11 protein-coding genes are annotated in these 11319 nt (G+C 70.9%); 3 read left to right on the top strand and 8 right to left on the bottom strand.

Annotation, left to right across the window (positions count from 1 at the left end):
• Position 1 precedes the first annotated feature (1 nt).
• The 4 genes from ACZ7L5_RS39105 to ACZ7L5_RS39090 all read right to left on the bottom strand — a co-directional run bounded on the left by ACZ7L5_RS39105 (position 2) and on the right by ACZ7L5_RS39090 (position 4409).
• On the bottom strand, positions 2 to 409 hold the full coding sequence (locus ACZ7L5_RS39105) for an ATP-binding protein (protein WP_471523156.1): 408 nt from the start codon (positions 407 to 409) through the stop codon (positions 2 to 4).
• 205 nt (positions 410 to 614) lie between these two features.
• A complete protein-coding gene (locus ACZ7L5_RS39100) occupies positions 615 to 2174 on the bottom strand; it encodes an ABC transporter substrate-binding protein (RefSeq protein ID WP_471523154.1) in 1560 nt (519 codons plus the stop codon).
• A 210-nt stretch (positions 2175 to 2384) separates the two neighbouring features.
• Positions 2385 to 4112, bottom strand: a complete 1728-nt coding sequence (locus tag ACZ7L5_RS39095; protein ID WP_471523152.1) for a metallophosphoesterase — start codon at positions 4110 to 4112, stop codon at positions 2385 to 2387.
• Between the two features lie 57 nt (positions 4113 to 4169).
• On the bottom strand, positions 4170 to 4409 hold the full coding sequence (locus ACZ7L5_RS39090; RefSeq protein WP_062702372.1) for an SCO4848 family membrane protein: 240 nt from the start codon (positions 4407 to 4409) through the stop codon (positions 4170 to 4172).
• Positions 4410 to 4500: 91 nt separating this feature from the next.
• Here ACZ7L5_RS39090 and ACZ7L5_RS39085 point away from each other — a divergent pair, with 91 nt between their 5' ends.
• A complete protein-coding gene (locus tag ACZ7L5_RS39085) occupies positions 4501 to 5787 on the top strand; it encodes a D-alanyl-D-alanine carboxypeptidase family protein (protein ID WP_471523150.1) in 1287 nt (428 codons plus the stop codon).
• Here the strand turns inward: ACZ7L5_RS39085 and ACZ7L5_RS39080 are convergent.
• From ACZ7L5_RS39080 to ACZ7L5_RS39065, 4 genes are all read right to left on the bottom strand, one after another.
• Positions 5735 to 6733 (bottom strand): YihY/virulence factor BrkB family protein, encoded by a 999-nt coding sequence (locus tag ACZ7L5_RS39080; protein ID WP_471523148.1) that lies wholly within the window; start codon positions 6731 to 6733, stop codon positions 5735 to 5737. The two genes, ACZ7L5_RS39085 and ACZ7L5_RS39080, sit on opposite strands and share 53 nt — an antisense overlap.
• On the bottom strand, positions 6721 to 7146 hold the full coding sequence (locus ACZ7L5_RS39075; RefSeq protein ID WP_471523292.1) for a GtrA family protein: 426 nt from the start codon (positions 7144 to 7146) through the stop codon (positions 6721 to 6723). Before ACZ7L5_RS39075 ends, ACZ7L5_RS39080 begins: the two co-directional genes overlap by 13 nt.
• A 240-nt stretch (positions 7147 to 7386) precedes the next feature.
• The gene (locus ACZ7L5_RS39070; RefSeq protein WP_471523146.1) at positions 7387 to 8379 is read right to left on the bottom strand and encodes a decaprenyl-phosphate phosphoribosyltransferase; all 993 of its coding nucleotides are present in this window, start codon (positions 8377 to 8379) and stop codon (positions 7387 to 7389) included.
• Positions 8372 to 8908 (bottom strand): phosphatase PAP2 family protein, encoded by a 537-nt coding sequence (locus ACZ7L5_RS39065; protein ID WP_471523144.1) that lies wholly within the window; start codon positions 8906 to 8908, stop codon positions 8372 to 8374. The genes ACZ7L5_RS39070 and ACZ7L5_RS39065 overlap by 8 nt, the downstream gene beginning before the upstream one ends.
• Before the next feature lie 133 nt (positions 8909 to 9041).
• Between ACZ7L5_RS39065 and ACZ7L5_RS39060 the strand changes: the two genes are divergently transcribed.
• Positions 9042 to 10397 (top strand): FAD-binding oxidoreductase, encoded by a 1356-nt coding sequence (locus tag ACZ7L5_RS39060; protein WP_471523142.1) that lies wholly within the window; start codon positions 9042 to 9044, stop codon positions 10395 to 10397.
• A gap of 87 nt (positions 10398 to 10484) precedes the next feature.
• Entirely contained in the window at positions 10485 to 11240 is a 756-nt protein-coding gene (locus tag ACZ7L5_RS39055; protein WP_471523140.1) for a decaprenylphospho-beta-D-erythro-pentofuranosid-2-ulose 2-reductase, read from the top strand.
• The last annotated feature ends 79 nt before the right edge of the window (positions 11241 to 11319 follow it).

The following is an 11319-nucleotide window of genomic DNA, read 5'->3' as shown; positions in this document are numbered from 1 at the left end:
GTCATGAGTTGGCGTCGGCGAGGACGAGTGCCCACACCGTCTTGCCGTGCCGCCCCCGGCTCCACACGCCCCACGCCGCGGCCAGGTTCTCCACCAGGTGCAGGCCGCGGCCGGCCTCCTCCGACTCCCCCACCGACCGCAGGCGCGGCGCGTGTTGCCCCTCGTCCGACACCTCGATCAGACAGGAACCGTCGGCGAGTGCGGTCACGGCGACCTCGAACTCGCGCTCCAGCAGAGGGCCGTGGCGCACGACGTTGGTGGCCAGTTCGGAGACGAGCAGCACCGCGTCGTCCAGCGCCGCATCCCGCTGCCCGTGCCCCCAGTCGGCCAGGTGGTCACGGACCCGGCGCCGGGCGAGACCTACCGACGCCGGATGCCGGGGCAGCCGGAAAGCGTTGCGTCTCAGCACGTTTGCTCCTCACCCCGCGCACACCTTCGACACATGGTGCAGCGCCGAGTGGTACCTGGCATCACCGGGCGGATGTCAAGGGCGCGAGAATGCGTCAGATCCGGGTGAGGCGTCAGGGTCGGATGGGACATCAGGGATCGGATGGGACGCAGGGTTCGGGTGGGACGTCAGGGTTCGGGTGGGACATCAGAGATCAGGTGAGACATCAGATCCAGTTGAGGCTCCAGAGGCGGAAGAGACCGGTGCCGTCCGACAGATACTGGCCGCCGCCGACGTCCTCGCTGGTGACCGCGTACTCCTTGGCCTGCCACAGCGGGATCACGGGGACGTCGCGGGCGACAGCCTCCTGCAACGAGCGGAAGTCCTTCGTGGCCTCACTTCGGTCGGCGTACTGCTGACTGGCCGTGATCAGCCGGTCCACGGCCTTGTCGCTGTAACCGGTGTTCATGGTGCTCTTGGTGCCGACGAGCGGGCCGCCGTAGGTGTCCGGGTCGGGGAAGTCGGCGACCCAGCCGACGGCGTACGCGTCGAGCTTGCCGTCCGCCCAGCGCTTCTGGAAGTCGGTCCACTCATAGCCCTTGACCGTCACCTTGAACAGCCCGCTCGCCTCCAACTGCCGCTTGAGCTCCGCAGCCTCCTCGGCGGTCGCGGCGCCCCGCCCGGTGGCGTAGCCGTAGGTGAAGCGGACGGGCAGGCTGACGCCGGCCTCGTCGAGCAGGGCGCGCGCCTTGGTGGGGCTCAGGCTGGGGTAGCTGTCGAAGAACGACGTGGTGTGGCCGGTGATGCCCGTCGGGATCAGCGAGAACAGCGGGTCCACGGTCCCCTTGTAGACCGTGGCCGCAAGCCGCTCGCGGTCGATCAGCCAGGCCAGGGCCTGCCGCACCCGGACGTCGTGCAACGGCGAGCCCGCCCGGGTGTTGAAGTACAGATTGCGGATCTCGGAACTGTCGGCCTCGGAGACGCGCTGGTCCGGGTCGGCGGAGTTCAGACCGGCCAGGACCTCGGGCGGCAGCGTGCGGGTGGCGACGTCGATCCGCTTCGCCTTCCACGCGCTGTCGAGGGCGTCCGCGTCGGAGTAGTAACGCAGTTCGACGGGGCGGCCGGTTCCCTTGAGGGTGCCCTTGTAGAGGGAGTTGGGCGCGAGGACGGCCTTGTTGTCCTTCGTATACGCGGTCAGGGTGTACGGCCCGGTGCCGTCGACAGCGTTGTCGGTGCGCAGCGCGTCGGCCGGGTACTTCTCACGGTCGACGATCGCGCCCGCCCCGGTGGCCACCTTGAGCGGGAACGTCGCGTCGGGCGACGACAGTTGGAAGGTGACCGTACGGCCGTCGGCGCTCACCGAACCGAGGGTGTCCAGCAGGGAGGACGGGCCGACGTCCGACTTGATCCGCTTGACCCGGTCGAAGGAGTACTTGACGTCCTGCGCGGTCATGGCGCGCCCGCTCGGGAAGGTGAGTCCCTCGCGCAGCTCGCAGCGGTATGTACTCAGGTCACTGCCGACGAACTCGCAGCTCTGGGCCGCGTCCGGCACGGGTGTGACCCCGCCCGGCTCGAACGTCAGCAGTGACTGGAAGACGTTGTTGAACAGCGCCCACGAGCCGGCGTCATAGGCGCCGGCCGGGTCGAGCGACGTGACGGCGTCCGTCGTGCCGACCGTGATGGTCCTGTTCTCGTCCCGCTGCGACGGCAACAGCTGCCAGCCGCCCACTCCCACGGCCGCCAGCACGAGCAGCGTCGCGAGAATCCGCATGCGAACCGAACGCATGGGTGTGCCCTCTCCCCGGCCCTGAACGGGCCCCGCATGAGCAGTGAATTGCGCCGCCTCCCCTTGGCGGCGCGCACACCTAATCACACGTGTTTCAGCAGGGGGAAGAGGATTCTGGTGACATGGGAAAGAACTTACCTACGGGCGTTTCGGCCGTGTTTCACAGGTGGTCCGTAGTTCATTCACAGGCCGGGAAAGGCGAGTTCAGTTTCAGGCCTGACGGGACGCCAGCTCGATCACCGTGATGTCCGAGGGGGCGCCCACGCGCGTCGGAGGGCCCCAGGCGCCCGCGCCCCGGCTGACGTACAGCTGGGTGTCGCCGTACCGGTCCAGGCCGGCCAGGGTCGGGTTCGCCAGCTCCGCGACGAGATTGCCCGGCCAGAGCTGGCCGCCGTGGGTGTGGCCCGAGAGCTGGAGGTCGACGCCGTGGTCGACGGCGTCGTGGATCTGGATCGGCTGGTGGGCGAGGAGCACGCACGCGCGTGCCGTGTCCCGGTCGCCGAGGGCCTTGGCGAAGTCGGGGCCCTGGCCCTCGCTCTCGCCCGCGATGTCGTTGACGCCGGCCAGATCGAAGTGGGGCAGTTCCGTGCGGGCGTTCTCCAGGGGGCGCAGGCCCAGGCGGCGTACCTCCTCGACCCACTGCTCGGCGCCCGAGAAGTACTCGTGATTGCCGGTGACGAAGAACGCGCCATGTCTCGCCCGGAGCCCGGCGAGCGGGGCCGCGGCCGGGCCGAGGTCCTTCACGCTGCCGTCCACCAGGTCGCCGACCACCGCGATCATGTCGGGCTGCGTGCCGTTGATCGTGTCGACGACCTTCTGCGCGAAACCACGGCCCAGTACCGGGCCCAGATGGATGTCGCTGACGACGGCGATGCGGTAACCGTGCGCCGCTCGCGGAAGCTTGGCCAGCGGGACGGTGACCCGCTTCACCTTGGGGCCGCGCACTACTCCGTACGTGCCGTAACCGACGGTCCCCACGGCAGCCGCGGCCGCGGCACCGGCGAGGACTCTGGAGACGAAGAGGCGGCGGGTGGGGGCGGCCAGGGGGCGGGAAGGGGCTGTGGGGTCGGGGGTGGGGGTGAGGGCTGGGGTGGAGTCGGGCGCGGTTGTCGGGGCCGATCCGTTCGCAGACGCCGGAGCCGCCCCGTTGGCAGACGCCGGGGCCGATCCGTTCGCGGACGCCGGAGCCGCCCCGTTGGCAGACGCCGGGGCCGATCCGTTCGCGGACGCCGGCATCGGGTCCGTCACGGGCGCCGAGGACGTGCTGGTGGTGAGGGTCGGAGACGGGTCGGTCGTGAGCGCCGGGGCCGCGCCGGCCTTGGTCGCTGCGGTAGCGCTCGTCGAAGGGGCCGCGGTCGAACCTGTCGTAGGTGCCGTGGCGGGGCCCGCCGCGGGCGCCGTGGCCGGGACTGTCGTGGGCGCCGTGGCCGAGCCCGTCGCAGGCTCCCCGGTCGGGGCGGCCGTACGCGCCGAGTCCGGAGCGGCCGTACGCATCGGCGTCGGGCCGGACGCGTGGGTGAGGGTCTGGCGGTCGGCTGTGCCCGTGTCGGGTGACGTGACCGGCGCCACACCGGCCGGCACCGGCTTCGGCTCGGGCTCGGGCTCGCCCGCGCGCGCCCGCCGCTCAAGCCACCGTCGCAGCAGTGGTCGTACTACCTCACCGGCCAGCACACCCAGCATCAGGTACATCGACAGCGCCAGCCACAGGAAGCCCGGCCAGGCCAGGACCTGCTGGAGCCAGAAGGGCGCGCCCGAGCGCTCGGCGACGAGGGCCCCGATCGTCAGCGCCCAGCCACCGGCGATGACCACGACGCCCGCGCGGCGCACGAACCCGGGGCCGCGGGTCGTGTCGCGGAACAGACGGCGCCACAGCCACCAGTTGCCCGTGACCAGGACGGACAGCACCAGCAGTGCGACAAGCGCGAAGACGATGACCACGCGGACGTTCCCTTTCCGTTGCGTGCTGAGTGAACGCCCGACGCGATGGCCGAGTTCCTATGACGTCCGGCGCAGTGCGCGCACTCCACGCAACCCGATGACCCCGACGACCGTCCCCAATACGAAGGAGACGACGGCGAGCAGCAGATGCACCCAGAAGTACGCCGTCGGGTGACCGTCGTCGAACGCGAGCCCGCTGCTGTCCTTGATCAGGTTTTTGACGAAAGTGACCCAGATGACCCAGCTCCACACCCCGAAGGCGAGCAGGAACCAGGAGACGGGGCGGCTGAGCTTCATGCGTTCAGTATCGCCGTCGCGTGTCCGGCCCTCCGAGCGGGGTGGGGGCAGAAGCGGGACTTCCATGGGAACGGCATGTACGTTCTCGCTCGTGTCCGCACCCAAGAAGACCACCGGGCGAGCCCTGCTGGTCACTTCAGCCGTCGTGTCGTCCCTCGCGCTGACCGCGCCCGTCTCCTACGCGGCCCCCAAGCCGTCACCGAGTACGAGTCCGTCGGCCACTCCCCCGGCGAACATGTCGACCGTGGGCGGCGAGCGGCTGGGGCAGCCCGGCACTCAGGCCAACCTCGCGAGCGGCGTCCCCGTCCTGCCCAAGGACCTGACCGCTCGCTCCTGGGTCATCGCCGACGCCGAGTCCGGCGATGTGCTCGCCGCGCACAACGCGCACTGGCGGCTCGCGCCCGCGAGCACCATGAAGATGCTGTTCGCCGACACGGTGCTGCCGAAGTTCCCGAAGGCCACGGAGCACAAGGTCGTCCCGTCCGACCTGGCGGACATCGGGTCCGGCTCCAGCATGGTCGGGATAAAGGAGGGCGAGACGTACAGCGTCCACGACCTGTGGCTCGGGGTCTTCCTGCGCTCCGGCAACGACGCCGTGCACGTGCTGTCGAAGATGAATGGCGGAATCGACAACACCGTCAAGGAGATGAACGAGCACGCCGAGGAACTGCAGGCCCTCGACACGCATGCGGTGTCCCCCGACGGCTACGACGCTCCGGGCCAGGTCTCGTCGGCGTACGACCTGACGCTGATCGCCCGCTCGGGGCTGCAGAAGAAGGACTTCCGGGAGTACTGCTCGACCGTCAGCGCCAAGTTCCCGGGCGAGACGAAGAAGAACAAGAAGGGCAAGTCCGTCCGGGAGACCTTCGAGATCCAGAACACCAACCGGCTGCTCAGCGGCGACTCCGACATCTCCGTCTACCAGGGCATCGCGGGTGTCAAGAACGGCAACACCACGAACGCCGGCTCCACCTTCACCGGCGTCGCCGAGCGCGACGGCAAGGTGCTGCTCGTCACCGTCATGAATCCGGAGAAGAGCGAGCACAACGAGGTCTACAAGGAGACCGCGAGGCTCTTCGACTGGGGCTTCCAGGCGGCCGGCAAGGTGCAGCCGGTGGGTGAGCTGGTGCCGCCGAAGAGCGCGGCGCAGGCCACCGCCCAGCCGGGTGCGAACGACTCCGGGGAGGCCGGCGGCGCCGGGGACTCCGGGAAGTCCTCGAAGTCGGCGGTGGGTGCCTCGGCCGCGGACGGCTCAAGCGGTGTCGGGGTCGCGCTCGGGATCACCGGCGGGGCGCTGGTGCTGCTCGCAGCGGGCGCGTTCCTGATCAACCGCCGGTGGCCGCTGCCCGACCTGGTGCGGCGTCGGGGCCGTTCCTGACCTCGGGCTGCCCGGGCTGACCCTTTCCGGGTTCGTCCGTCCCGGGCTCACTCGTCTCGGGCTCACCGGGGTCTTCGGACTCGTCGGCGAGCTCGACCTCCTTGCTCTGCGTCGCCGTCCAGGCGGCGCAGAAGACCACCAGCTTCGAGGTGAAGTTGATCCACAGCAGCAGGGCGACGGGCACACCGAACGCGCCGTACATGCTCTTCGTGGCCACGCCCTGCATATAGCCGCTGAGCAGCAGCTTCAGCAGTTCGAACCCGATCGCGCCGATCAGTGCGGCCACCAACAGCCGGCGGCGCGGCGGTTCGACGCCGGGCAGCAGGGTCAGCACGTAGAGCAGAAGCAGGAAGTTGGCGAGTACGGCGACCAGGATCGCGGCGATCTGCAGCAGGATCCCGCCCCAGCCGCCCTCGTCGATGCCCAGCTGCCGGGTGATCCAGCCCACCAGGGCGGAGGCGACCGTGGAGGCCGCGATCGTCACGAGTACGGCGCCGCCGAGGCCGAGGAGGACGCCCGCGTCCTTGGCCCTGCGCAGGATGGGGTTCTCCTCGTCGTCGGGGAGCTCCCACACCGCGCGCAGGCACTCGCGCGTGGCGGTGACCCAGCCGATGCCGGTGAACAGCAGGGCAGCACCGGCGATGAGGCCGATGGTGCCGGCGTTCTGCACCAGCGCTTCGATGTTGAGCTGGTCGGAGATGCCCGGCACCTGGTCGGCGATCTTGTCCTCGAGCTTGTTCTGCTGCTCCGTGCTCAGCGTCGCGGCAGCGATCGCCGCGGCCACGGTGAGCAGCGGGAACAGCGCCACGAAACTGGTGAACGTCATCGCGGCGGCCAGCCGTGTCCAATGCACCCGGTCCATGCGCTCGTACGACCGCCACGCGTGCGTGGTCATCAGCCGGGTCACCGCGGACCCGACGACGGGGAGCTTCTTCAGCCAGTCCATGATCCGACTCTGCCCTCCCTCCGGAAGACCAATGTGCGAGTGCCCCAAAACCGCAGGACCGTAGCCAGCACCATCCCGATTCCGGCTCCGGAGACCGTGTCCGCGCGCTGGGAGGTGAAGCCGAGCCCGTAGTGGCTCACGGTGAGACACAGCAGCTGTACGGCCGCTCCGGCGGCGTTCACCACGAGGAAGAGGGCGTAGGGGCGTAGCCCCCTCGGGTGGGTGTGGCGGTAGGTGCCGAGGGCGTTCCCGGCGTAGGCGACCGTGCAGGCGGCCACGAAGGAGAGGGCCTTGGCGGTGAGGGGGTCGAGGGCGGCCGGGCCTCGCAGCCAGGTGAAGAGGGCGAGGTCGACGGTGTAGGCGAGGAGGCCGGCGCCGGCGAAACCGAGGAGTTCCCGCCGGTCCCCCCTCACACGCGTGCCACCCTCGCCCTCGCGCTCCCGCTCCCGCTCCCGCTCCCACACACGCGTACTCCCCGCCTCACCCCAGGGCTCGCCCACACGCGTGCCGACTCCCTCACCCCCGCTCTCCCCCTCACGCAGGCCATCCCCGTCACCCCCGAGCTCAGCCACAGGCGCCCCGATCCCCTCGCCCCCGCCTTCCCACGCACGTGTGCCGGCCACTTCGCGCCGGCCCCCTCCACACACGCGTGCCTACCAATTGGCCACCGCCAACCCGTACATGGCCAGCCACACCACGCCGATGAGGGCGAGCGCGCGGTCGCGCAGGACGACGTCCTCGGGTTCGCCCGCGGTACCGCGGTCGGCGAAGACGGCGTAGCGCAGGATGGCGAGGATGAAGGCGACCATGGACAGCTGGCGCCAGGGCAGCACGCTCGCGTGCGGGACGCCGCCCTCCTCCAGGGCCCACAGGCAGTAGGCGAGCACGGCGACCCCGGCCGCCAGCTGCCAGACGAAGCGCAGATAGCCGGTGGTGTACTCGGTGAGCAACGCGCGCGTGGCGCCCGCTTTCCCGGCCATCTGCACGGCTTCGGAGTACCGCTTGGCCGACACCATGAACAGCGCCCCGAACCCGGTCGTGATCAGGAACCAGCGCGACAGCGGGATGCCCAGCGCGAGCCCGCCGATCATCGCCCGCATCAGGAATCCGGTCGTGACGACGGCGAGGTCGACGACCAGGACGTGCTTGAGGCTGACGCAGTACGCCAGTTGCATGCCGATGTACGCCGCGAGAAGGGCCGCGGCGGCCGGTGAGGTCAACCAGGCCGCGGCGGTCGGCGCGAGGGCGGCAAGGGTGCCTCCGACGGCGTAGGCGACCGGCACGGGGACCTGTCCGGCGGCGACCGGGCGGTGGCGCTTGGTGGGGTGCGCGCGGTCCGCCTCGGCGTCGCGGGCATCGTTGATCAGGTAGACGGCGGCGGCACTGGCGGTGAAGAGGGCGAAGACGAGGCCGAGTTGAGTGAGGGCGTGGGCCGAGAAGAGCCGACCGGCGGCTGCCGGGGCGGCGATGACCAGGATGTTCTTGATCCACTGCTTGGGGCGCGCGGTCTTGAGGAGGCCTTTCAGCAGCGCGTGGAGGCCGCCTCTGGGGGGTGGCGGTACGGCCCGCCGCGGGGGTGTGCGCTGCTCGTGGAGCGCCGCCTGCCTGATGCGCGCGGCGCTTGTCAGGTGCGCGGTCTCAGGCACGGGCGTCCCCCGTGCTCATCCAGCGCGCCCCGGCGCGCGCCGTGAGCGCCCCGAGCGCCACGCCTGCCGCCACGTCCGAGGGGTAGTGCACCCCGACGACCAGGCGCGACACGCACATCGCGGCGGCGAGCGGCACGATCATGTGCGCGCCGAGCGCGCCGTAGGCGACGGCGGCAGCCGCCGCGGAGGCCGCGTGGGAGCTGGGGAAGGAGTGCCTGCCCAGTGTGCGCACCAGGGGCTCGACATGCGCCGGACGCGGGCGGCACACCACCCGTTTCACACCCATGCTGACGAGGTGCGCACCCGCGGTGAGCGCCGTCCCGCGCAACCATGCGCCACGTCGCGCACCGTCCACAGCGGCCCCCGCGACGCCTGCCGCCAGCCACAGCGCGCCGTGCTCGCCCGCCCGGGAGAGGGCACGAGCGGCGGCGGCGACCCGTGGGTCGCCGCCACGGGCATGAAGTGCGGAAAGGATTCGGCGGTCCGCGCCCCGAAGGCTTCGCTGATCGATGTCGTCGAGCTGGTCCATGTGGACTCACTGTTCACGCCCACAGGGCCAGAATTACGGCAATATTGAGCGACATCCCATTAATCACCCATTTCGGGGAGAAGCTGGATGTTTCAGAAGTAATCCCTCAGAGACGGGCGCTACGGTCGCCGACATGCCTGCCGACACCGTCTCCGTCACGGGATGGGGCCGCACCGCCCCCACGACAGCCCGCCTGATCCGCCCCAGGACGTACGAGGAGGCGGCGGCCGCCGTCCGGGGCTGCGGGGCGCGCGGAGGCATCCCGAGGGGCCTGGGGCGGGCGTACGGGGACGCGGCGCAGAACGCCGGGGGCGCGGTGTTCGACATGACCGGCCTGGACCACATCCACGCGATCGACGCCGACGGCGGCATCGTGGCCTGCGACGCGGGCGTCTCCCTGCACCGGCTCATGGAAGTGCTGCTTCCGCTCGGCTGGTTCGTGCCGGTGACGCCCGGCACCCGCTATGTGACGGTCGGCGGCGCCATCGGGGCCGACATCCACGGCAAGAACCACCACGTCTCGGGCGCCTTCTCCCGGCACGTCCTGTCACTGGAACTCCTCACCGCCGACGGCGAGATCCGCACCGTCCGGCGCGGTACGCCCCTGTTCGACGCGACCACCGGCGGCATGGGCCTGACCGGCGTGATCCTTACGGCCACGCTCCAACTCCAGCCGGTGCAGACCTCGCTGATGTCGGTCGACACGGAACGCGCGCTGGACCTCGACGACCTCATGGCCCGCCTCGCCGCCACCGACGACCACTACCGCTACTCGGTGGCGTGGATCGACCTGCTGGCACGCGGCGCGACGACGGGGCGCGCAGTGCTCACCCGCGGCGACCACGCGCCCCTGGAGGCGCTGCGCGAGGGCACACGCGCGTGGCGAGACCCGCTCGCCTTCCGCCCCTCCCGTCTGCCGGCCGCGCCCGCGTTCCTGCCGGAGGGCCTGCTGAACCGCCGTACCGTGGGTTGGTTCAACGAGTTCTGGTACCGCAAGGCGCCACGCGCGCGTACCGGCGAACTGCAGCGGCTCTCCGCCTTCTTCCACCCGCTGGACGGCGTCCCGCACTGGAACCGGATCTACGGCCGGGGCGGCTTCGTGCAGTACCAGTTCGTCGTCGGACACGGCCAGGAGGAGACGCTTCGCCGGATCGTGCGGCGCATCTCCGAGCACCGCTGCCCGTCCTTCCTGGCCGTCCTCAAACGCTTCGGGGAGGCCGACCCCGGCTGGCTCTCCTTCCCCGCGCCCGGCTGGACCCTGGCCCTGGACATCCCGGCCGGTCTGCCCGGCCTCGGCACTCTCCTCGACGCGCTGGACGAGGAGGTGGCCGCGGCGGGCGGGCGCGTGTACCTCGCCAAGGACTCCCGGCTGCGGCCCGAGTTGCTCGCCGCGATGTACCCCCGCCTGAACGCCTTCCGCGCGCTGCGCGCGGAGGTGGACCCGCACGGCGTGTTCGTGTCCGACCTGGCCCGCCGCCTGAGCCTGTAGCACCGACCAACGGACCTCTCGCACCGTACGGACCTCTCGCACCGTCACCCCCTCATCCCCCGGACCCTCAGATCCCTAGGAGCTGTCGTGAAGGACGCCTTCGGCCTCCCCCAGTCCCTGCTCGTCCTCGGCGGTACGTCCGAGATCGCGCTGGCCACCGCACGCCGCATGATCGCGCGCCGTACCCGCACGATCTGGCTGGCCGGCCGCCCGTCGCCCGCCCTGGAGCAGTCCGCGGCCGATCTGCGCGCTCTGGGGGCCGACGTCCACACGGTGGCCTTCGACGCGCTCGACCCCGAGTCCCACGAGACGGCGCTCGGCAAGGTCTTCGCGGAGGGCGACATCGACATGGTGCTGCTCGCCTTCGGGATCCTCGGCGACCAGGCCCACGACGAGCGCGAGCCGCTGAGCGCGGTGCGGGTCGCCCAGACCAACTACACGGGTGCCGTGTCGGCGACCCTGGTCAGCGCGAGCGCCCTCCAGAACCAGGGCCACGGCTCCCTGGTCGTCCTGTCCTCGGTCGCCGGCGAGCGGGCCCGGCGCGCCAACTTCATCTACGGCTCCAGCAAGGCCGGCCTCGACGCCTTCACCCAGGGCCTTGGCGACGCCCTGCACGGCACCGGCGTCCACGTCATGATCGTCCGACCCGGATTCGTACGGTCCAAGATGACCGCCGGCCTGGAGGAAACCCCGCTCGCGACCACCCCGGAGGCGGTCGCGACGGCAATCGAAGTGGGCCTACGGCGCCGCTCGGAGACGGTGTGGGTCCCGGGCGCACTCAGGCTGGTGATGTCAGCCCTGCGACACGTACCCCGAGCAATGTTCCGCCGCCTGCCGATCTAGGCCCCGCTGCAACCCCCTAGGGGCGCGGGAAACCACGCGACCGGCCACCACAAGCCCGCCGGCGAAGAGGGGCCACCGC

The organism is Streptomyces sp. NPDC107528, from assembly GCF_055639295.1.
Note: the sequence above shows the minus strand (reverse complement) of the source record. Positions and strands in the feature narration are given on the sequence as shown.